This is a genomic window from Mycolicibacterium holsaticum DSM 44478 = JCM 12374 (assembly GCF_019645835.1).
GTDB lineage: Bacteria > Actinomycetota > Actinomycetes > Mycobacteriales > Mycobacteriaceae > Mycobacterium > Mycobacterium holsaticum.
Genome location: NZ_CP080998.1, coordinates 2,382,135 through 2,403,865, shown reverse-complemented (window position 1 = coordinate 2,403,865; position 21,731 = coordinate 2,382,135). Strand labels below are relative to the sequence as shown.

The 21,731-nt window shown below is 69.1% G+C and carries 21 protein-coding genes; 9 read left to right on the top strand and 12 right to left on the bottom strand.

The features are described from left to right. Nucleotides 1–36: 36 nt before the first annotated feature. From K3U96_RS11555 to pafA, 6 genes are all read right to left on the bottom strand, one after another. Entirely contained in the window at nt 37–2,805 is a 2,769-nt protein-coding gene (locus tag K3U96_RS11555; RefSeq protein ID WP_069407562.1) for a DEAD/DEAH box helicase, read from the bottom strand. Further along, a complete protein-coding gene (gene tatC, locus K3U96_RS11550) occupies nt 2,789–3,739 on the bottom strand; it encodes a twin-arginine translocase subunit TatC (protein ID WP_220693100.1) in 951 nt (316 codons plus the stop codon). Before tatC ends, K3U96_RS11555 begins: the two co-directional genes overlap by 17 nt. Before the next feature lie 51 nt (nt 3,740–3,790). After that, entirely contained in the window at nt 3,791–4,045 is a 255-nt protein-coding gene (tatA, locus tag K3U96_RS11545) for a Sec-independent protein translocase subunit TatA (RefSeq protein WP_069407566.1), read from the bottom strand. Nucleotides 4,046–4,075: 30 nt separating this feature from the next. Beyond that, on the bottom strand, nt 4,076–5,062 hold the full coding sequence (locus K3U96_RS11540; protein ID WP_069407560.1) for a helix-turn-helix transcriptional regulator: 987 nt from the start codon (nt 5,060–5,062) through the stop codon (nt 4,076–4,078). Continuing rightward, nucleotides 5,059–6,063: a helix-turn-helix transcriptional regulator gene (locus tag K3U96_RS11535; RefSeq protein WP_220693099.1), complete on the bottom strand. Its 1,005-nt coding sequence runs from the start codon at nt 6,061–6,063 to the stop codon at nt 5,059–5,061. The genes K3U96_RS11540 and K3U96_RS11535 overlap by 4 nt, the downstream gene beginning before the upstream one ends. Nucleotides 6,064–6,132: 69 nt before the next feature. Next, nucleotides 6,133–7,491 (bottom strand): Pup--protein ligase, encoded by a 1,359-nt coding sequence (gene pafA, locus K3U96_RS11530; RefSeq protein WP_220693098.1) that lies wholly within the window; start codon nt 7,489–7,491, stop codon nt 6,133–6,135. Between the two features lie 134 nt (nt 7,492–7,625). Between pafA and K3U96_RS11525 the strand changes: the two genes are divergently transcribed. Further along, nucleotides 7,626–9,230 (top strand): alpha/beta hydrolase, encoded by a 1,605-nt coding sequence (locus tag K3U96_RS11525; protein ID WP_220693097.1) that lies wholly within the window; start codon nt 7,626–7,628, stop codon nt 9,228–9,230. A gap of 15 nt (nt 9,231–9,245) precedes the next feature. Here the strand turns inward: K3U96_RS11525 and prcA are convergent, their stop codons facing one another. From prcA to dop, 4 genes are all read right to left on the bottom strand, one after another. After that, nucleotides 9,246–9,968 carry a proteasome subunit alpha gene (gene prcA / locus K3U96_RS11520; RefSeq protein ID WP_069408095.1) on the bottom strand — a complete coding sequence of 241 codons (723 nt, stop codon included), beginning with the start codon at nt 9,966–9,968 and terminating at the stop codon, nt 9,246–9,248. Further along, nucleotides 9,965–10,870, bottom strand: coding sequence for a proteasome subunit beta (gene prcB / locus K3U96_RS11515; RefSeq protein WP_220693096.1), 906 nt, complete (start codon nt 10,868–10,870; stop codon nt 9,965–9,967). Before prcB ends, prcA begins: the two co-directional genes overlap by 4 nt. Further along, complete coding sequence (locus K3U96_RS11510; RefSeq protein WP_069408097.1) at nt 10,867–11,061, bottom strand: ubiquitin-like protein Pup; 195 nt, start codon at nt 11,059–11,061, stop codon at nt 10,867–10,869. The genes prcB and K3U96_RS11510 overlap by 4 nt, the downstream gene beginning before the upstream one ends. Nucleotides 11,062–11,163: 102 nt before the next feature. Next, on the bottom strand, nt 11,164–12,672 hold the full coding sequence (gene dop / locus K3U96_RS11505; protein ID WP_220693095.1) for a pup deamidase/depupylase: 1,509 nt from the start codon (nt 12,670–12,672) through the stop codon (nt 11,164–11,166). Between the two features lie 40 nt (nt 12,673–12,712). Here dop and K3U96_RS11500 point away from each other — a divergent pair, with 40 nt between their 5' ends. The 3 genes from K3U96_RS11500 to K3U96_RS11490 all read left to right on the top strand — a co-directional run bounded on the left by K3U96_RS11500 (nt 12,713) and on the right by K3U96_RS11490 (nt 15,765). After that, nucleotides 12,713–13,882, top strand: coding sequence for a hypothetical protein (locus K3U96_RS11500; RefSeq protein WP_230982431.1), 1,170 nt, complete (start codon nt 12,713–12,715; stop codon nt 13,880–13,882). A gap of 45 nt (nt 13,883–13,927) precedes the next feature. Further along, a complete protein-coding gene (locus K3U96_RS11495; protein WP_220693492.1) occupies nt 13,928–15,067 on the top strand; it encodes a hypothetical protein in 1,140 nt (379 codons plus the stop codon). A gap of 65 nt (nt 15,068–15,132) precedes the next feature. Continuing rightward, nucleotides 15,133–15,765, top strand: coding sequence for a hypothetical protein (locus tag K3U96_RS11490; RefSeq protein ID WP_220693094.1), 633 nt, complete (start codon nt 15,133–15,135; stop codon nt 15,763–15,765). Nucleotides 15,766–15,782: 17 nt separating this feature from the next. Here K3U96_RS11490 and arc read toward each other — a convergent pair whose 3' ends face one another. After that, on the bottom strand, nt 15,783–17,618 hold the full coding sequence (gene arc / locus K3U96_RS11485; protein ID WP_220693093.1) for a proteasome ATPase: 1,836 nt from the start codon (nt 17,616–17,618) through the stop codon (nt 15,783–15,785). 146 nt (nt 17,619–17,764) lie between these two features. Here arc and K3U96_RS11480 point away from each other — a divergent pair, with 146 nt between their 5' ends. The 3 genes from K3U96_RS11480 to K3U96_RS11470 are packed head-to-tail and all read left to right on the top strand — an operon-like array spanning nt 17,765 to nt 19,114. Continuing rightward, entirely contained in the window at nt 17,765–18,256 is a 492-nt protein-coding gene (locus tag K3U96_RS11480; RefSeq protein ID WP_220693092.1) for an MTB12 family secreted protein, read from the top strand. Between the two features lie 7 nt (nt 18,257–18,263). After that, on the top strand, nt 18,264–18,812 hold the full coding sequence (gene lppK, locus K3U96_RS11475; RefSeq protein WP_220693091.1) for a lipoprotein LppK: 549 nt from the start codon (nt 18,264–18,266) through the stop codon (nt 18,810–18,812). Nucleotides 18,813–18,817: 5 nt separating this feature from the next. After that, nucleotides 18,818–19,114 carry a DUF503 domain-containing protein gene (locus K3U96_RS11470; RefSeq protein WP_220693090.1) on the top strand — a complete coding sequence of 99 codons (297 nt, stop codon included), beginning with the start codon at nt 18,818–18,820 and terminating at the stop codon, nt 19,112–19,114. Here the strand turns inward: K3U96_RS11470 and K3U96_RS11465 are convergent. Next, nucleotides 19,111–19,959, bottom strand: coding sequence for a tRNA (adenine-N1)-methyltransferase (locus K3U96_RS11465; RefSeq protein WP_220693089.1), 849 nt, complete (start codon nt 19,957–19,959; stop codon nt 19,111–19,113). The genes K3U96_RS11470 and K3U96_RS11465 overlap by 4 nt on opposite strands. Nucleotides 19,960–20,033: 74 nt before the next feature. Between K3U96_RS11465 and K3U96_RS11460 the strand changes: the two genes are divergently transcribed. Beyond that, entirely contained in the window at nt 20,034–20,933 is a 900-nt protein-coding gene (locus tag K3U96_RS11460) for a RecB family exonuclease (protein ID WP_220693088.1), read from the top strand. Next, a complete protein-coding gene (locus tag K3U96_RS11455) occupies nt 20,930–21,727 on the top strand; it encodes a thioesterase family protein (protein ID WP_220693087.1) in 798 nt (265 codons plus the stop codon). Before K3U96_RS11460 ends, K3U96_RS11455 begins: the two co-directional genes overlap by 4 nt. The last annotated feature ends 4 nt before the right edge of the window (nt 21,728–21,731 follow it).

The window sequence follows — 21,731 nt, the reverse complement described above, 5'->3', positions numbered from 1 at the left end:
CGGCCGCGGCTTGGTTCCCGTCTTTCTGCGCACACACTACCCCGCATCAACTGCCACGACGCCGCGTCGAATGTCGCTGATGGCGCGTTTCGCCGACCCGCGCAGCGCGGGGTCGGGGGCTGCGTTGCGCACCTGGTCGAGCAGGTCGAGCACCTGGCGGCACCAACGCACGAAATCCCCCGCCGACAGCGGCGACCCCGAACCGGTGGCGTCGCTGGCGGCCAGCGCGCCGGCCAGGTCGCCGCTGGTGGCCCACCGGTAGATCGCGGGGACGAAGCCGTTGTCGGGCTCGCGGCTCTGCGTGATGCGGTGGCGCTGCTCGTCGCTGCGCAGCTCCGTCCACAGCCGCAGGGTCTGGTTCAGCGCGCGGCGCAGCCGGCCCGTCGGCACGTCGACGGAATCGGGTGAACCGGGCGTGTCCCCGCGCGACTCGTAGAGCACCGCCGAGAGCACCGCCGCCAACTCCGCGGGTTGCAAGCCCTCCCAGACGCCGCTGCGCAGCGACTCGGCGACCAGCAGGTCGCTTTCGCTGTAGATGCGGGCCAGTAGCCGGCCGTCGTCGGTGACCTTCGGGTCGGCTCCCGAACCGTCGATGTAGCCGCGCTCGGTGAGCAGCACCACGATCCGGTCGAAGGTGCGCGCCAGCGAGTTGGTAGCGGCGGCCACCTTCTGCCGGATCTGCTCGTTGTCGCGCTGGATGCGCAGATACCGCTCGGCGAGCCGGGCCTTCTCCTCCCGGTCGGGCAGCTGGTGGGCCGGATGGCGGCGCAACCGCTCCCGCAGCGACGCCAGTTCCGGGTCGACGTCACGTTCTTTGGGCGGGCCGCTGCGTTTGGCCTTCGCCGACGGCACATCCAGGCCGGCCGCCGCCGAACGCAGCGCCGACGCCAGATCGCGCCGGGCCCGCGGGTTGCGGTGTTCGACGCGCTTGGGCAGCGACATCGAGCCCAACGTCTCCGAGTCGCCCGTGTAGTCGGCCGAGGAGATCCGGCCCGCCCAGCGGTGTTCGGTCAGCACCAGCGGGCGGGGATCGTCCTCGTCGCGCGCGGGTTCGAGGACCACCGCCAGGCCGCCGCGGCGCCCGTGGCCGATGTTGATGATGTCGCCGCGGCGCAGCGCGGTCAGCGCGTCGTTGGTGGCCCGGCGGCGCTGCAGCCGCGATGCGCGCGACTGCGCCTTTTCCCGGTCCGAGATCTCCTGGCGTAGCCGCACATACGCCAGGATCGGCGCGTCGCGGCCGCCGTCGAGTTCGGCGGCGATCTCGTCGAGCATCCGTTCGCCCCGCTCGATACCGCGGCGCAGCCCGACCACCGACCGGTCCGCCTGGTACTGCGCGAACGAACTCTCCAGCAGCTTGTGCGCCTGCGCCGGGCCCATCTGCTGCACCAGGTTGATGGTCATGTTGTAGGACGGCGCGAACGAACTGCGCAGCGGGAAGGTGCGGGTGGAGGCCAGCCCGGCGACTTCGGCGGGATCGGACATGTCGTCGTTGGGATGCCACAGCACCACCGCGTGGCCTTCCACGTCGATGCCGCGCCGGCCCGCGCGGCCCGTCAGCTGGGTGTACTCCCCCGGCGTCAACGGCATGTGTTGCTCACCGTTGAACTTCACCAGCCGCTCGAGCACCACGGTGCGTGCCGGCATGTTGATCCCCAACGCCAGTGTCTCCGTGGCGAACACGGCCTTCACCAGCCCTGCGGAGAACAGTTCCTCCACGGTGTGGCGGAACACCGGCAGCATCCCGGCGTGGTGGGCGGCCAGGCCGCGCAGCAGGCCCTCGCGCCATTCGTGGTAGTCCAGCACGATCAGGTCGGATTCGGGCAGCTCGCCGCAGCGGCGCTCGACCACCTCGGCGATCGCGGCGCGCTCCTCGTCGGTGGTCAGCCGCAGCGACGAGCGCAGGCACTGTTTGACCGCGGCGTCGCAGCCGGCGCGGGAGAAGATGAACGTGATCGCGGGCAGCAGCCCCTCGCGGTCCAGCGCGGCGATGACGTCGGGCCGCGACGGCGGACGGTACATGGTGGGCCGACCTCGGTGACCCGACCGGCCGCGCCCGCGCGGCTGCCAGTCGGACAACCGGTCGGCTTCGCGCCGATGGGCGATGTGGCGCAACAGGTCCGGGTCGACCAGCAGCTCGCGCTTGGATTTCCCCGCTTTGGTGGCGCGGTAGTCGAACAGGTCGAACAGCCGGTTGCCGACCAGGACGTGCTGCCACAGCGGGACCGGGCGGTGTTCGTCGACGACGACCGTGGTGTCCCCGCGCACCGTCTGCATCCAGCCGCCGAACTCCTCGGCGTTGCTCACCGTGGCCGACAGGCTCACCAGCAGCACGTCGTCGGGCAGGTGCAGAATCACCTCCTCCCACACCGCGCCGCGCATCCGGTCGGCCAGGAAGTGCACCTCGTCCATCACGACGTAGGAAAGTCCGTGCAGTGCAGGCGAGTTCGCGTAGAGCATGTTGCGCAGCACTTCGGTGGTCATCACCACGATGTCGGCGTCACCGTTGATCGACTGGTCGCCGGTGAGCAGGCCGATGTTCTTCGGGCCGTACCGACGCACCAGGTCGCTGTGCTTCTGGTTGCTCAACGCCTTGATCGGCGTGGTGTAGAAGCACTTGCCACCCGTGGCCAACGCCAGGTGCACCGCGAACTCCCCGACCACGGTTTTGCCCGCGCCGGTCGGGGCGCACACCAGCACGCCGTGTCCGTTCGCCAAGGCCTCGCAGGCGGTGCGCTGGAAGTCGTCGAGCGCAAACGGCAGATGCGTGGTGAACTCGGCGAGCTGCCCGCTAAGTGGCATCGTCATCGACCACGGGCCGCGTCGACGTCGGCACGGTGGTCGGCGTCTCGATCGGTTCGGCGGGACCGATCGGCGCCGCTTGTTCGTCGGGGACCTCGTCGAGCGCCGCGCGGCGGGCCTTGCGCTTGTCGTTGAGGCGGGCGATCTGGATCGCGACCTCGAGCAGCGTCGTCAACGCCAGCGCCAGCGCCAGCATCGAGAACGGGTCTGAGCCCGGCGTGAAGATCGCGGCGAACACGAACAGCGCGAAGATCAGGCCGCGCCGCCATGCGGCCAGCCGCTCGTAGGTGAGGATGCCGACCAGGTTGAGCATGATGATCAGCAGGGGGAACTCGAAGCTGAACCCGAACACCAGCAGCAGGTTGATCAGGAACCCGAAGTACTGGTCACCGGACAACGCGGTGACCTGCACGTCGGCGCCGACCGTCAGCAGGAAGCTCAGCGCCGTGGACAGCACGACGTAGGCCAGCACCGCGCCCGCGACGAACAGCGCGGCGCCCACCACCACGAACGCGACCGCGAACCGCCGTTCCTTGCGGTACAGGCCCGGGGTGATGAACGCCCACAGCTGATACAGCCACACCGGGCAGGCCAGCACGATGCCCGCGGTCAGGCCCACCTTCAAGCGCAGCATGAACTGGTCGAACGGCGACGTCGCGAGCAGACGGCAGGCGCCGTCGACGGTGATGTCGGCGCGCGAGGAGGCGGGCAGCTCGCAGTAGGGTCCGCGCAGCCAGTCGCCAAGGCTGGGCAGCCCGAAGGCGCCGTGGCTGTACCAGAGGAACCCGACGATCGTGGTGAGCACGATCGCGCCAGCCGCGATCAGCAGCCGGTTGCGCAGCTCTTGTAGGTGTTCGACCAGCGACATGGTGCCGTCCGGGTTGACCCGGGAACGACGCTGACGAGGATTGAGTTTCTTGAGGATCGCTGGGGGCTGCACGGCAGTCCTATCGACGCGGCGTCATGCCGCGGTCGGCTTCGTCGGCGCTGGTCAGGCTGGCCGTTTGTCCGAGGGCTGCTCGGGCGCAGGCGTCGCGCCCTCGACGCGTTCCGAGGCGATCGGCGTGGCCTGCGGCGTCGAGGTGTCGTCCTGCTTGGAGTCCGCCTGCATCTCCTTGATCTCGGACTTGAAGATCCGCATCGACTTACCCAGCGAACGCGCCGCGTCCGGGAGCTTCTTGGCACCGAAAAGCAGCACGAACACAGCGATGACAATCACCCAGTGCCAGGGTTGTAGACCGCCCAATTTGGTCACCTCCAGAACGTCTTGGCCAGTCTACCGTTCCCCGGCGGCCGCGTCGTATGCGCGCAACGCGGCGGCGGCGGTTTCCCGCACCTGACGCGCCAGCGACTGCGGTTCCAGCACCCGCACAGCGGGGCCGAAGCCGAGCACGAACCGCGCCATCCAGTCGTCGGAGGCGTAGGTCATCGCGGCCTCGACGGTGCCGTCGGGCAGCTCACGGATCTCACGCAGCGGGTAGTAGTCGAACATCCAGGCCGCCGAGCGGTCGATGAGCAGCGTCGCCGCGGGCAGGGACGGGTCGGCGGTAAAAGGTGAGAACAGCGAGGTGTCGGGTTCGGCCTGCACGGCCGGCGGCGGCGGCACCGAGGGTTCGTCGAGCACCTGCGCGTCGACGATGCGGTCGAACCGGAACAGCCGCACCCCCTCGGCCGAACGGCACCACGCCTCCAGGTAGCTGTTGTCGCCGACGAGCACGACCCGGATCGGGTCGACGGTGCGGCTGGACAGCATGTCGTGTGACGCCGAGTAGTACTCGATGGTCACCGCGCGGCCGTCGCGTACGGCCCCGCGGACCGCGGCGGCGGCCTCGCTCTCGATGGGGGCCCGCTCGTCGACCGCGGCCGCCGACACACCGGTGTCCTGACCCAGCGCGCCCGCGGCCGATTCGATCTTGGCGATCGCGCTGCGCGCGGCTTCCGGGTCGACCATGCCGGGCACGTCGGCCAGCGCCCGCAGCGCCACCAGCACGCCGGTCGCCTCCGGCGACGTCAGCCGCAGCGGATGGTCGATACCCGCCGAGAACGTGACTTCGATTGTGTCACCTGAGAATTCGAAGTCGATGAGGTCGCCGGGGCCGTAGCCGGGCAGCCCGCACATCCACAGCTGGTTGATGTCGTCGCGCAGCTGTTTGACGCTGACCCCGAGGTCCGAGGCCGCTTCGGCGTAGGTGATCCGCGGATTGGCCTGAAAGTACGGGACCATGTTGAGCAGCCGCACCAGCCGCGAGGAGATCGCGGTCATGCCCGCACCTCACCGGGTTGTCCGGCCTGCGCGCGCAGCCGGGCCAGCACGTCGTCGCGCAACGCCTGGGGCGCCAGCGCCACCGCGTCGGGGCCGTAGCTGGCGACCTCGCGGGCCAGCCGGTCCAGCATGCCGATGTCCACGCTGATCTCCTCGCCGGCCCGGCCGTCGAGTTCGCGCGGGCCGATGACCGTCGCGCGGCGGCGCAGCGCCGTCGCCCGGCCGTCGGCCACCCACACCCGCGCCTGGCCGCTGCTGGGCCACTCGCCGACGGCGCGATCGACGATCTCGCGCAGGTTCACCCCCTCCGGAGGCGACACCGCCCCGGTCGGCCCGATCGGGGTGACCTCGGCGCCGATCCGCGACAGCCGGAACGTGCGCGTGGCGTTGCGGTCGCGGTCGTGACCCACCAGGTACCAGCGCCCCCTGTCGGTGAGCACACCCCACGGTTCGACGGTGCGCACGGTGTAGGGATCGCTGCGGGACGGCCGGTGCGGGAACTGCACGGCTTGGCCGGAGTCGATGGCGGACAACAGGATTCCGAGGACGTCCTCGGAGCCGCGCAGACCGGGCAGCGCGCCGGTGGAGGTGATCGCGACCGCCGCGTCGACGGCGTCGATGTCGACGCCCGCGGCCCGCAGCTTGAGCAGGGCGCCCTGGGTGGCGGTGATGAGCTCGGGTGATTCCCACAGCTGGGTGGCCACGGCGACGGCGGCGGCTTCGTCGGCGGTCAGCTCGACGGCGGGCAGCGCGTAGGCCTCGCGGTTGATGCGGTAGCCCTCGGTCGGGTCGAACTGCGACACCCGGCCGGTCTCCAGCGGGATGCCCAGGTCGCGCAGCTCGTTCTTGTCGCGTTCGAACATGCGGGAGAACGCCTCGTCGCTAGCGTTCTCGGAGTAGCCGTAGACGGTCTCGCGGATGTGTTCGGCGGTGATGTAGGTGTTGGCCGACAGCAGCGCGATGACGAGGTTCATCAACCGTTCGACTTTGGATATCCCCACTTGGACCAGCTTAGGGTGTGCCGGCCGCGGAAGGCGCTCACGCGGCCGCGACTCGACCCTGCAGGGACGCTACATGCTGGCGATCAACCGCTTGACCCGTTCATCGACCGAGCGGAACGGGTCCTTGCACAACACCGTGCGCTGGGCCTGGTCGTTGAGCTTGAGGTGCACCCAGTCGACGGTGAAGTCGCGGCCGGCTTCCTGGGCGGCGCTGATGAACTCACCGCGCAGCTTGGCGCGGGTGGTCTGCGGCGGCGTGTTGACCGCGGCCTCGATCTCCTCGTCGGTGGTGATCCGCGCCGCCAGCCCCTTGCGCTGCAGCAGGTCGAACACCCCGCGACCGCGCTTGATGTCGTGGTAGGCCAGGTCGAGCTGGCTGATCTTGGGGTCGGCCAGCTCCATGTTGTAGCGGTCCTGGTAGCGCTGGAACAGCTTGCGCTTGATCACCCAGTCGATCTCGGTGTCGACCTTGGCGAAGTCCTGGCTTTCCACCGCGTCCAGTTGGCGCCCCCACAGGTCGACGACCTGCTGGATCTGGGTGTCGGGCTCGCGGCTCTGCAGGTACTCCACGGCGCGGGAGTAGTACTCACGCTGGATGTCCAGCGCGCTGGCCTGCCTGCCGCCGGCCAGCCGCACCGGGCGGCGTCCGGTCAGGTCGTGGCTGACCTCGCGGATGGCCCGGATCGGGTTGTCCAAGGAGAAGTCGCGGAACGCGATGCCTGCCTCGATCATCTCCAGCACCAGCGAGGCGGTGCCCACCTTGAGCATCGTGGTGGACTCGCACATGTTGGAGTCGCCGACGATGACGTGCAGCCGCCGGTACTTCTCGGCGTCGGCGTGCGGTTCGTCCCGGGTATTGATAATGGGGCGGCTCCGGGTGGTCGCCGACGACACGCCCTCCCAGATGTGCTCCGCGCGTTGGCTCAGGCAGAACGTCGCCGCCTTGGGTGTCTGCAGCACCTTGCCCGCGCCGCAGATCAGCTGGCGGGTGACCAGGAACGGCAGCAGCACGTCGGAGATCCGGGAGAACTCGCCCGCCCGCACGATCAGGTAGTTCTCGTGGCAGCCATAGGAGTTGCCCGCCGAGTCGGTGTTGTTCTTGAACAGGTAGATGTCGCCGCCGATGCCCTCGTCGGCGAGGCGCTGTTCGGCGTCGATGAGCAGGTCTTCGAGCACCCGCTCACCCGCGCGGTCGTGGGTGACCAACTGGGTGAGGCTGTCGCACTCGGCGGTGGCGTACTCGGGGTGGCTGCCGACGTCGAGGTACAGGCGCGCACCGTTGCGGAGGAAAACGTTGGAGCTGCGGCCCCACGACACCACGCGCCGGAACAGGTAGCGGGCAACTTCATCGGGACTGAGTCGCCGATGGCCGTGGAACGTGCAGGTGACACCGAATTCTGTCTCGATGCCCATGATTCGTCGCTGCACGTTATCGAGACTACTGGTTGCTGACGGGCAAAGGCGGGCAGCCGCGCGGAAACAGTGAGTACATCGGTGGGCGGCCGTGAGGCAGCCTGTGGATAACCGACGGGTGAGCGCGCGCGATTCTGCCAGCATGAGGCATGGGCGATGGGACACGGCCCACCGTGTCGCAGGCCGAGCAGTGGCGACCTGACGACCTGCGCGATGCCGCCGACAAGCTGTGCGCCGCGGCGGCCGATATGAATGAACGCATCGACGTCACCGTGCGCGGCGTCGTCGGCACGCACGATTTCTGGACCGGCTCAGCGGCCGAAAGCGCACGCCGTCGGGCACTTTCGGTGAACCGCGAGTCGGACCTCGTCGCGCGTGCCGCGGTGACCGCCGCCGTCGCGGCCTACGACGGCGCGCAGCAGATCGCCGCGGCCCGAGACGACGTGCTGGCCCGCGTCGCCGGCGCCCGCTCCGAGGGCTTCGCCGTCGGCGACGACGGCTCCGTATCGGTGGCGGCAGGTCCAGCGCCCCTGCTGGTGGCGCTGTCCGGCGGCGACGACGGCGTCGCACACGTGATGCTGACGGCGCGCGCGGCCGAACTGGGCACCCAGATCGTCGAGGCGCTCGACCGGCTGGGCGCCGCCGACGCCGACGCCGGACATGACATCGCCGAAGCCCTCGCCGCGCCGGTGCCGCCTGCGCCGTCGACCACGCCGGCCGGGGCGTGGCCGGTGCGGGCCGGCGACGTGGTGGCGGGCTGGCCGGCGTTGAGCCAGGACCGCATCGCCGGGGAGATCGCGGCGATGACACCCGAGCAGCGCCACCGCCTCGTCACCGAGTTCCCCCAGCAGGTCGGCAACACCGACGGCGTGCCGTGGTCGATGAGGGTCGAAGCCAACCGCATCAACGTCGCGCAGGCGATCCTGGACGAGCGGGATCCCGCCCGGCTGGCCGTCTACCGCGATCTGCTCGCCGAGGTCGACGACCCCGCCGGCGGCGGCCGCCGGATCGACCGGCAGATCCTCGCGTTCGACCCGGCTCGGGCGTCGCTGGTGGAACTGCACGGCGACATCGCAACGGCCACCAGCGTGGCGGTGCTGGTACCCGGGCTCAACACCACGATCGCCGGCTCCCCCGCGGTCAACGAAACCGCCCGCCGGTTCGTGTCGGCGAGTCGCGGCGAGGTGGCCCTGATCAGCTACCTGGGCGGCCCGTTTCCGCGCGGCGACAATCCGGCCAGCGCGCTGGTCTCGGCCGCCGACCCGCGCTACGCGCTGCGAATGGCGCCGCGGTTGGTGGCGTTCAGCGAGGATGTCGACCGCACCGTGGACTCCACCGGACGGCCGGTGCCGGTGACGTTCATCGGCCACTCCTACGGCGGCTCGATCCTGGGCACCGCCGAGGCGCTGGGGCTGACCGCCGACCGCACGTTGTACGTGGCGGCCGCCGGGGCCGGCGTCGGCGTCGACGATCCCGCCGACTGGCACAACCGCAATCCGGATGTGCTGCGGTTCTCGATGACCGCACCCGGCGACTTCATCCAGACCGTGCAGGGCATCCCCGGCGGCCCGCACGGCGCCGACCCCGACGAGATGCCCGGCGTGATCCATTTGGCCACCGGCCATTACGACGACGGTCGGCTGATGGCGGGGCCCCGGGCCCATTCCGACGTGCTCAACCGGCCGTCGGACTCGTGGCGCAACATCCTGGGCGTGATCACCGGGGACCGGGCCGCGATCCGACTGGCGGGTTGAGCCCCGGTGACGGGTCTAGGAGGTGTTGGCCTGCTCCTCGGGCAGCAGCGCGTCCAGCGCGGCGCCGGTGATCCGGCGGAACGCGCGCCGCGGCCGGTTGGCGTCCAGGATGGCCACTTCCAGCGTGGCGGGCCCGAGGCTCCGCGGTTCCGAGCCACCGTTGGCGTCCACCTTGAGCGCGTCTACGGCGATCTTCACCGCGTCGGCCAGGCTGGCGTTCTCGGTGTAGGACTCGTTGAGCGCCGCGGTGATCGGGTCGGTCGTGCCGCCCATCACCACGAAATGCGGCTCGTCGGCGATCGACCCGTCGTAGGTGATGCGGTAGAGCTCAGGGGGTTTGGACTCGCCGTGGTGGGCGACCTCGGCGACGCACAGTTCCACCTCGTAGGGCTTGGCCTGCTCGGTGAAGATGGTGCCCAGCGTCTGGGCGTACACGTTGGCCAACTGGCGGCCGGTGACGTCGCGGCGGGCATAGGCATAACCGCGGGTGTCGGCGAACTGGATGCCGCCGCGGCGCAGGTTGTCGAACTCGTTGAACCGCCCGACCGCGGCGAACCCGACGCGGTCGTAGAGTTCGCTGACCTTCTGCAGTGACCGCGACGGGTTCTCGGCGACGAACACCACACCGTCGGCGTAGGCAAGCACCACCACGCTGCGGCCCTTGGCGATTCCCTTACGGGCGAGCTCCGAACGCTCGCGCATCGCCTGCTCAGGCGAGATGAAATATGGAAAGCTCACGAGTCTCCCCGCGCGTCAGTCGAACGGTGTGCAGCATCTGGACCGAAGGTGTCGGAGCGCGAACGACTTTCGATGACTTGGCGGGCGAAGTCGGCGATCCGTTGTTCGGGTACCTCTTCGGCGCCGTCTGCGCCGATGATCACCGCGGTCGGGTAGATCCCGCGCACCAGATCCGGCCCGCCCGTGGCCGAGTCGTCGTCGGCGGCGTCGTAGAGCGCCTCGATCGCGACCCGCAGCGCCGAATCGCCGTCGCGGACTTGGGAGTACAACTTCTTCATCGACGACTTCGCGAAGATCGAACCCGACCCCACCGACTGGTAGCCCTCGTCCTCGAAATTCCACCCGCCCGCGGCGTCGAACGACACGATGCGCCCGGCGGCGTGGGGGTTGGGGTCGTCGAGGTCATATCCGGCCAGCAGCGGCAGCGCGACGAAACCCTGCAGCGCCGCACCGAGGTTGCCGCGCACCATCGTCGCCAACCGGTTGACCTTCCCGGCGAACGTCAGGGCCACCCCTTCGAGCTTCTCGTAATGCTCGAGTTCGACCGCGTACAGCCTGGCGAACTCGACCGCGATCGCGGCGGTGCCCGCGATACCGGTCGCGGTGTAGTCGTCGGTGATGTACACCTTCTGCACGTCGCGCCCGGCGATCATGTTGCCCTGGGTGGATCGGCGGTCGCCGGCCATCACCACACCGCCGGGGTACTTCAACGCCACGATCGTGGTGCCGTGCGGCACCGCGTCGGTGACGGTGGCGTGCATGTTCACGGGCAGAAGTTCGGGCGCCTGGCGGCGCAACAGTTCAGAGAAGGACGACAAATCCATGGATACCGAGGGAGCTACCGAGGAGAAGCGATGGGATGGGTTGGGCAGAGCGAGCTTATCGGAATGCGGCCAGCTCACTGTCCACCCTTCTGGACGTATGCACGAACGAAGTCCTCGGCATTCTCTTCCAGAACGTCGTCGATCTCGTCGAGCAGGTCGTCGGTATCCTCAGCCAACTTCTCGCGACGCTCCTGCCCGCCGGCCGCGTTGCCGGAGAGGTCGTCGTCCTCGCCGCCACCACCGCCACGCTTGGTCTGCTCCTGAGCCATCGCTGCCTCCTGCTATGTCTATAGCCGTCGCGGGCGGGCCCACTGCTGCCCGCCGTCCTTCCACCCTACCGGTCGGCACGCGAAATACCGGGGTTAGCGCGATCAGGTCGTGAGCTGTTCGACCAGTTCGACGGCGCTGTCCACCGAATCGAGCAGGGCGCCGACGTGCGCTTTGCTGCCGCGCAGCGGCTCCAGGGTCGGAATCCGGACAAGTGAGTCCCCGCCCAGATCGAAGATCACCGAGTCCCAGCTCGCGGCCGCGATGTCGGCCCCGAACCGGCGTAGACACTCGCCGCGGAAGTACGCGCGGGTGTCGGTGGGCGGGTTGTCGACCGCGTCGAGCACCTGCTGCTCGGTGACGAGCCGCTTCATCGAGCCGCGCGCGACCAGCCGGTTGTAGAGGCCTTTGTCCAGCCGCACATCGGAATACTGCAGGTCGACCAGGTGCAGCCGGGGCGCCGACCAACCCAAGTTCTCCCGCTGCCGGAAGCCCTCCAGCAGCCGCAGCTTGGCCGGCCAGTCGAGGATCTCCGCGCACTCCATCGGGTCGCGCTCCAGCAGGTCCAGCACGTGCGCCCACGTCTCGACGACGTCGTTGGCGCGCGGGTCGGGGTCGCGGCTGTCGACCAGCTTGGCCACCCGGTCCAGGTAAATGCGTTGCAGCGCAAGCCCAGTCAGCTCCCGGCCGTCGGCAAGCGCGACGGTGGCGCGCAGCGACGGATCGCGGCTGAGCACGTGCACCGCGTGCACCGGCCGGGCCAGCGCCAGGTCGGCGAGGTCAGCTCCGAATTGCGGGCCCTCTTCGATGAGGTCGAGCACCAGCGCGGTGGCGCCGAGCTTGAGGTAGGTCGACGTCTCCGACAGGTTCGCGTCGCCGATGATCACGTGCAGCCTGCGGTACTTGTCAGCGTCGGCGTGCGGCTCGTCGCGGGTGTTGATGATGCCGCGCTTGAGCGTGGTCTCCAGGCCGACCTCGACCTCGATGTAGTCGGCGCGCTGGGACAGCTGGAAACCCGGTTCGTCGCCGGACGGGCCGATGCCGACGCGGCCCGAGCCGGTGATCACCTGACGGGAGACCAGGAACGGGGTCAGCCCGGCGATCACCGCGGAGAACGGCGTCTGCCTGCTCATCAGGTAGTTCTCGTGCGAGCCGTAGGAGGCGCCCTTGCCGTCCACGTTGTTCTTGTAGAGCTGCAGCTTGACGGCCCCGGGGACGCTGGCGACGTGCCGGGCGGCGGCCTCCATCACCCGCTCACCGGCCTTGTCCCAGATCACCGCGTCCAGCGGGTCGGTGGTCTCCGGCGCCGAGTACTCCGGGTGGGCGTGGTCGACGTAGAGCCGCGCGCCGTTGGTCAGGATCATGTTGGCCGCACCGACCTCGTCGGCGTCCACGATCGGCGGCGGGCCCGCCGAGCGGCTCAGGTCGAATCCGCGGGCGTCGCGCAGCGGCGATTCCACCTCGTAGTCCCACCGGGTGCGCTTGGCGCGCTGGATCCCCGCGGCGGCCGCATACGCGAGCACCGCCTGCGTCGACGTCAGGATCGGATTCGCGGTCGGATCGGACGGCGACGAGATGCCGTACTCGACCTCTGTCCCGATAATCCGTTGCATGTCGCCCAGCGTAGGCGACGCCGCACAGTAGCCTGCGACCGTGCCGTCCAATCGCCAGGCCCGACAGGCCGACGAGGTAGCGCTGCGCCGTGCGGCCGACGCCTGGTTCCTCGACCACGGGCTGCCCGCCGTGCTGCGACCGGGCGCGCTGGTCCGGCGGGTGTGGCCACGTTCGGCGCCCGCGTTGGCGGCGTTCGCGGTGTTCATGCTCAATTCCGCGCTCGTTGTGCACGTCACCGGCAAGCACACCATCGACATCGACGGCCAGCCCACGCGCACCGAGTGGTTCGTCCTGGCGTTGGTGATCCTGGTGTTGCCGGTGGCGGCGTTGGTCGGCTGGCTGGTGTCCCGCATCGCCACGGTGCCGGGCCGCACGGTGGCGGCGACGGTGTCACTGGCCGTCGCCGTCGCAGGCGGCATCGCGGGCGGTCCGGGCCCGCGGGTGCTCGGGGACTTGATCTTCGAGGGCATCGTGGTCGCGATCATTCTGGCGGCCACCGCGTGCGGCGCCGGTTCGATCATGAGCTGGACCGTGCGAATGACGTTGTCGCATCTGGCCGCAGCGGGTTCGCTGGTGATTCGCGCCCTACCGGTGCTGCTGCTGACGATCCTGGTGTTCTTCAACTCGCCGGTGTGGTTGATGGCGGCCAAGATCTCGCGCGCGCGGTTGTGGCTGGCGCTGGTGTTCCTCGCGTTGATCGCGTCGACGTTCGTGGTGTCGGTGACGATCGATCGGTTCCGGCCGCTGATGGAATCACAAGGTCTGCTCGACGGTCGTGAAGCCCAGTTGGACGCAACGCCTTTCGAGGCGATGCCCGATCCGTCGGACAGCCTGCCCCTGCGCAGGCCCGAACGGCTCAACGTGATGTTCGTGTTGGCGGTCTCCCAACTCGCCCACATCTTCGTGGTGGCGGTGGTGACGGCGCTCATCTTCTTCGTGCTGGGGTTGATCGTGCTCTCCCCCGAACTGCTGGCCGCCTGGACGCAGAACGGGTCAAGCGACGGAACGATTCTCGGGATGACGATCCCGGTCCCGCAGGCGCTGATCCACGTCACGATGTTCCTGGGCGCGCTGACGTTCATGTACGTCAGCGCCAAATCGGTCAGCGACAGTGACTACCGGGTGCAGTTCCTCGATCCGCTGACCGACGATCTGCGGCTCACCCTGGTGGCCCGTGACCGCTACCGGGCCTACGTTTCGGCGCGCTGACCCACGGCGGGCGTCGTCATCGCGCACAATGTGGCCGTGTCCGACATGCGGCATGTCCATCAGTGGTTCCTGCACCGCGGCCTGCCGCTGGTCCTGACCCGACGGGTGCGGTCGCGCGCGCTCGTCGAGCGCTCCGCGCCGATGGTCAGCGGTACCGGCGCGGTGATCGCGCTGACGTTTCTGCTGGCCGAGTGGACTGACGGTGATCCCGACTACGGCATCGTGGTCCGACTGGCGGTGCTGGGCCTGCTGCTGATCGCGGCGCCGTTCGGGCTGTACGCGTTGCACCGCGCGGGCACGACGCTCTCCGAGGCGGGCCGGCGGTCTGCGGCCCTGCTCGTGATGGCGCTGTTCGTGCTCGGGCTTCCGTTCGCCGACAGCGGCTTTTCGGGTATCGCGGCGGCCGAGGCGCTGGGGTTCGCCGTCGTCGCGCTGGTGGCGATCTGGTTGACGTACATCGGGTTCGGCTCGATCGCGCTGTGGGCGTTCCGGTTCGCCTCGCTGCAGTTCGGGGCGCTCGGCACGCTGATGAGCCGGGCACTGCCGCTGCTGATGATCACCGTGGTGGTCTACTTCACCGGCGAACTGTGGCAGCTGGCGGCCCGAATGACCCGTCAACGGCTCTGGGAGACAATCGGTTTCTTGTCGATCGTGGCGCTGCTGTTCGTGGTGACCACCATCCGCGACGAGGTCCGCGCGCTGCGCGAGGACCGCGCCGAACAGAACGATCCCGCCAAGCTGCTCGCAGGTACCCCGTTGGCGATCCGGGACGGCCGCCAACCGGCGCGCACTCCGCTCTCGCTGGCCGAGCAGGTCAACGTCGTCGCCGTGATGGTGGTGTCACAGGCCATCCAGGTGGTGTTCTTCACCGCAGGGATCTTCGCGTTCTTTCTGGCGCTGGGCATCGTCGCGATACCCGACGACGTGGCCGTGCTCTGGTCGGCCGAACAGGGCTGTGCCATCGGTCAACCGCCCTGTCCGGGAACATGGTTCGGCGTCGACGTGCCGGTGCCCCAGACCGTCGTGCACGTGTCGTTGTTCGTCGCGGTGCTGTCCGGGCTGTACTTCACGGTCAGCACCAGCGTCGACCCGCTGTACCGAGAGCGGTTCTTCGACCCGCTGATCGCCGACGTGGCGGTCAGCCTGGCCGGCCGCGACGCCTACCTGGAACGCGAACCCGCCTAGCTCGACCCCCCTTTTTGCGCGAGTTTGCGCACGCTCACCGCGCCACCACGGCTACGTTCGCGGGTATGGCAGACGACATCGCGACGACGACCGACGTGTTCGCCAAGCGCTACGGGGAGGTCCTGCTGGTGCGCTCGGGAACCGACGGTCCGGAGGCCACCGTCTACAACACCTTTCCGCTCAACGACTGCCCGGCCGAACTGTGGGCAAAGCTCGACGCCCAGGCCATCGCAGCCGACAACGGCGCCGTCGCCGCCCTGCTCAACGGGCCGCGATACTGGCTGATGAGCAGCATCGGTAAACGCGGCCGGGAAACGTTGGAACACAAGACCTTCGGCGGTATCGAGATGATCCGGCAGGCCACGGTGCAGCTGTCGTCGATGAACCCGGCGCCCTACCACGTCAACCGGGTGGACCGCAAAGCGGTGTTCACCTTCGACGCCGGCCGCGAGGTCTACGAACTCGTCGACCCCGACGGCCGGTGCTGGGTGATGCAGACCTGTAGTCAGACAGTCGATCCGTCGTTGTCGCTGGCCGATCTGCCTGGGCTGGCCGAGCGGCTGTCGCTGCCCGCCGGCTGGAGCTACCGGTCGCGGGTGCCGACGGCGCCTCTGGTGGTCGACACCGCGACCGAGCACGCGTGCGTCACCCAGGACGATCTGGCCAACAGCTACTCACTGCAGACGGCGTCGGGCTGACCGGCCCTGCGAGCGTCCTACAGGTACTGGCCCAGGTTGCTCTCGGTGTCGATCGCGCGCGACGCGCTCGAGCTCTTGCCGGTGACCAACGTGCGGATGTAGACGATCCGCTCGCCCTTCTTACCCGAGATCCTGGCCCAGTCATCGGGATTGGTGGTGTTGGGCAGGTCCTCGTTCTCGGCGAACTCGTCGACGATCGAGTCCAGCAGGTGCTGGATGCGCAGGCCGGGTTGGCCGGTCTCCAGCACCGACTTGATCGCGTTCTTCTTCGCGCGGTCCACGACGTTCTGGATCATCGCCCCGGAGTTGAAGTCCTTGAAGTACATGACTTCCTTGTCACCGTTGGCATAGGTGACCTCCAGGAACCGGTTGTCGTCGATCTCGGCGTACATCCGGTCGACGACCTTCTCGATCATCGCCTTCAGGCACGCCGTGCGGTCGCCACCGAACTCGGCCAGATCATCGGCGTGCACCGGCAGGGCCTCGGTGAGGTACTTGCTGAAGATGTCTTGCGCCGCTTCGGCATCCGGCCGCTCGATCTTGATCTTGACGTCGAGGCGGCCGGGCCGCAGGATCGCCGGGTCGATCATGTCCTCGCGGTTTGAGGCGCCGATCACGATGACGTTCTCCAGACCCTCGACACCGTCGATCTCCGAGAGCAGCTGCGGCACCACGGTGGTCTCCACGTCCGAGCTCACACCGGTGCCGCGGGTGCGGAAGATCGAGTCCATCTCGTCGAAGAACACGATCACCGGGGTGCCTTCCGACGCCTTCTCGCGGGCGCGCTGGAAGATCAGCCGGATGTGGCGCTCGGTCTCGCCGACGAACTTGTTCAGCAGCTCGGGGCCCTTGATGTTGAGGAAGTAGCTCTTGGCCTCGCGGGCGTCGTCGCCGCGCACCTCGGCCATCTTCTTGGCCAGCGAGTTGGCCACCGCCTTGGCGATCAGCGTCTTACCGCAGCCGGGCGGACCGTAGAGCAGCACACCCTTCGGCGGGCGCAGCGAGTACTCCCGGTACAGCTCCTTGTGCAGGAACGGTAGCTCGACCGCGTCGCGGATCTGCTCGATCTGGCGGCCCAGCCCGCCGATGTCGTTGTAGCTGACGTCGGGCACTTCCTCGAGCACCAGATCCTCGACCTCGGCCTTGGGGATCCGCTCGAAGGCGTACCCGGCCTTGGTGTCGACGAGCAGCGAATCGCCCGGCCGCAGCCTGCGGGGGCGGTCGTCGTCGAGGCCGTCGTAGTCGTCGGGCAGATCCTCGACCGACACCAGCGGCTCGGCCAGCCAGACGATGCGTTCCTCGTCGGCGTGCCCCACGACGAGCGCACGATGACCGTCGGAGAGGATCTCGCGCAGCGTGCTGATCTCGCCGACCGCTTCGTAGTTGCCGGCCTCGACGACGGTCAGCGCCTCGTTCAGCCGGACCGTCTGGCCCTGTTTGAGCGTCTTGGTGTCGATGTTGGGCGAGCACGTCAGCCGCATCTTGCGCCCGGAGGTGAAGACGTCGACGGTGTCGTCGTCCTGCACGCCCAGCAGCACGCCGTAACCGCTCGGCGGCTGGCCGAGTCGATCGACCTCCTCGCGCAAGGCAAGCAGTTGCTGGCGAGCCTCTTTAAGAGTTTCCATCAGCTTGGCGTTTCGCGCCGCAAGGGAATCGATCCGCGCCTCGAGCTGATGCACATCGCGTGCGCTCCGCAGCCCGCTTGACGGGCCTACCGCGTTCTCCAGCTGCTCTCGCAGGGCCGCCGCCTCTCGGCGCAGCTCCTCGAGCTCAGCGGCATCGTCGCTGGACATGCCTGATTCGCGGCTGCCGAAACCCTCTGGGTAGGCTTCAGAACGCTCGGATTCGCTCATGTTGCGCCCCTTCCCGCACCGGAACTTGGTGCAGTAACAACTTCAACGCTACCGGCGATTCAGCCATTGTGTGCGGTGTCGGAATCCGACACACCAGCACCACTTGTTAACCTCTCTGCTCAGTTGGGCCGATCGAAAGGACAATCGTGACCCTGAAATCCCTCGTTACCGGCATGGCAGCGGCTGCTGTCGTGGCCGGTGCGGCGGCGGGTGTGACTTCCGTTGCACCCAATGGAAATTCTGCCGCCCCGGCCGTGCAGTCGGTGGTGTGGGACATCCCCATGCCCCAGACGCCGGCGCCGGAGCTCGAGGGCCCGCTGCTGACGACGCTCAACGCGCTGGGCGCGCCGGGCGGAGCGGCCGGCAAGGCGCCGTACATCCAGGGCGGCATCGGCCGGATCGAAAGGGTCGCCGCCGACTCCAAGCTGCGTGAGGCACAGGCCGAAGGCAAGTTCCCGCTGTCGTTCACCATCGCCAACATCGACCAGAACGGCCCGGTGGTGACCGCCAACGTCACCGCGACGGCGGCCACCGGCGGTGTCGCCAGTCAGGTCATCCAGTTCGTGCCTGGTCCGAGCCCGACCGGCTGGCAAATGTCCAAGCAGTCGCTGATGGCGCTGATGTCGGCGGTGAGCTAGGCAGTCCGTGTCCCGCACCGCCACGCGTGCCGCAGTCCTGGGCGCCGCCGCGATCGCGGCGGCGCTCGGGCTAGGTGCGTGCGGCGCCGACGAGCCGCCCCCTCCTGCGGCCAGCGAGACGCTGCCACCGATCACCGCACCGCCGACGGTGCCGCCGTCGGAGCCCGCACCGCAGGCGGTTCCGCTTCCGCCGGACACCGCGTTGACCGACGTGATCTACCGGTTGGCCGACGCTGCCGTGCCCGGCGCCGAGAAGCTCAACCTGGTGCAGCACGCCACCCCCGCCGACGCGGCCGCGCTGGACAAGTTCGCCCGCGCCCTGGCCGACGGCGGCTTCGTCCCGCTGACCGTGGAGGCGCAGGACATGAACTGGTCACAGGACGGCGCAGGCGACATCGTCGCGCGCATCGTCATCAAGCCCGCCGATCCGCAGGCCGGCGACTTCACCTTTCCGATGGAGTTCAGCCCCGCCCCGGACAACTGGCAGCTGACCCGTCAGACCGCCGACGTGCTGCTGTACGCGGACAAGGAACCCTCGCCGACACCGACGCGCTGACCGCGATGTGGATCGGCTGGCTGCAATTCGATCTCCTGCTCGGCGACGTGCGGTCCCTGAAGCAGAAGCGTTCGGTGATCCGGCCCGTCATCGCCGAACTGCAACGCCGGTTTTCCGTGTCGGCGGCTGAGACCGGCGCCCGGGACCTGCACCGCCGCGCCAACATCGGCGTCGCCGTGGTGTCCGCGGACCGCGCGCACGTGGTCGACGTGCTCGACGCCGCCGAGCGGTTGGTCGCGGCCCGCCCGGAGATGGAGTTGTTGTCGGCACGGCGGGGCCTGCTGCGCAGCACCGACGACTAGATACCGCTGCCGAGCTGACGTTTGCGCCGCAGCGGCATCGGCGTGACCGCGCCCGGCGCCAGCCTGCGCGCACTGATCAGGAATGCCGTGTGACCGCGCATCGTGTGCTGCGGGCGCACCGCGAGCCCGACGACGTGCCACCCGCGCTGGATGCTCTCCCAGGCCCGCGGCTCGGTCCAGCACTGCTGCTCGCGCAGCGCCTCCACCGCACGCGACAACTGGGTCACCGTCGCGACGTAGATCATCAGCACGCCACCGGGCACCAGCGCCTTGGCGACCGCGTCCAACACATCCCACGGCGCCAGCATGTCGAGGACCACACGGTCGACCTCGGGGCCGTCGTAGCCGGCGAGGTCGCCGACCACCAGCTCCCAGTTGTCCGGGCGCTCACCGAAGAACGTGGCGACGTTGCGGGCCGCGTGTTCGGCGTGGTCGTCGCGCACGTCGTACGAAATGACCCGGCCCTGCGGCCCGACGGCGCGCAGCAGCGAGCACGTCAGCGCACCGGAACCCGCGCCGGCCTCCAACACCCTGGCCCCCGGGAAGATGTCGCCCTCGTGCACGATCTGGGCGGCGTCCTTGGGGTAGACCACCTGCGCGCCGCGGGGCATCGACATCACGTAGTCGACGAGCAGCGGGCGCAGCACCAGGAACTGGTCGCCGTTGGTCGACTTCACCACGCTGCCCTCCGGCAGACCGATCACCGTGTCCAGCGAGATCACGCCGCGGTGCGTGTGGAACTCGCCGCTTTCGGTGAGCACCATCGTGTAGTGCCTGCCCTTCGCATCGGTCAGCTGAACCCGATCGCCCACGGCGAACGGACCGGTCCGCGAATTGGCTGTCACAGCCGTTCAGCGTGCCAGTCGACGCGCCGCCGGCGCTGCCCGGGGTTGTCAGAGCCGGGTCATAGGCTGCCCCTATGACCGACCCGCCGGCGCGCGATCTGCCGGCCGAGCCGAATCGCTCGGTCCGGCGCCCGGCGTTGTCACCGTCGCGCGCAGCCGACTTCAAGCAGTGCCCGCTGCTGTACCGGTTCCGCGCCATCGACCGGTTACCCGAACCACCCTCGGCCGCGCAGGTGCGCGGCTCGGTGGTGCATGCCGCGCTGGAGCGGCTCTACGCGCTGCCCGCCGCCGAACGAGGCCGTGAGACAGCGATGACGCTCGTGGCCCCGGCCGCCGAACAGCTGGTGGCGGCCGAGCCCGAGCTCGCCGACGAGATCGGCCCCGAGCTGCTGGACGAGGCGCGGGCGCTGTTGTCGGGCTACTACCGGCTGGAGGATCCGACGCGGTTCGACCCGGACAGCTGTGAACAACGTGTCGAGGTCGAACTGGAGGACGGCACGCTGCTGCGGGGTTTCGTCGACCGCATCGACGTCGCCCCCACCGGTGAACTTCGCGTGGTCGACTACAAGACCGGCAAGGCTCCGCCGGAGGCGCGCGCGCTGGCCGAGTTCAAGGCCATGTTCCAGATGAAGTTCTACGCGGTGGCGCTGCTGCGCTCACGCGGCGTGGTGCCCACCCGGCTGCGGCTGCTGTATCTGGCCGACGGCCAGATCCTGGACTACACCCCCGACCTCGACGAGCTGTTGCGGTTCGAGAAGACGCTGATGGCCATCTGGCGGGCGATCCAGGCCGCGGGGGCCACCGGCGATTTCCGGCCCAGCCCGTCGCGGATGTGCGACTGGTGCGCCCACCATGCGCACTGCCCGGTGTTCGGCGGTACCCCGCCGCCGTATCCGGGCTGGCCGCAGGTTCCCGACGAGGGCGAGGACCACACAGCCGACGTCGTGCTGCACACCGCGGAGCCGGCCGCATGATCGACTGTCACTACCGCCGGGTCGGCGTCGACGGCGAGGTCGCGATCTTCGACTCCACGGACGGCACCCGCAGCAACTGGGATGCCGAAATCCAGCACGGCTCACCGCCGCTGGCGTTGATGACCAAGCACATCGAGGCGCTCGCCGCCGATTCGGGCCTACGCATCGGCCGGTTGACCCTGGACATCCTCGGTGCGATCCCGGTGACCCGGGTGCGGGTGCGGGCGTGGGTGGACCGCCCGGGTAAACGGATCTCGTTGATGGTCGCCGAGATGTCCGCGCTGCGGCCCGACGACACCTATCGGACGGTTGCGCGGGTCACGGCGTGGCTGCTGGCGCCGGGTGACACCGCCGACGCGGCCACCGACCGCTATCCCCCGCTGGTCGAGGGCGAGTCGGTGTCCGTGCCGCACGGCTGGCAGGGCGCAGCGGGCTATCTCGAGACCGTGAGCTGGCGCAGGCAGCCCGACACCGGCGACACCGGAAACGTGATCTGGCTCAGCCCGCTTGTCCCGCTGGTGGATTCCGAGCCGATGACCGATCTGCAGGCGCTGGCGCTGGTCGTCGATTCGGCCAACGGCGCGGGTGCGGCGCTGGACCCCGAACAGTTCGTGTTCATGAACACCGACACCGCCGTGCACCTGCACCGGCTACCGACCGGCACCGATTTCGCGTTGCGGGCCCGCGGCTCGATCGGCCCCGACGGTATCGGGGTGACCACTGCGGAGATCTTCGACCGCCGGGGTTTCATCGGCACCTCGGCGCAGACGCTGCTGGTGCAACGCCGCCCCTAACTAT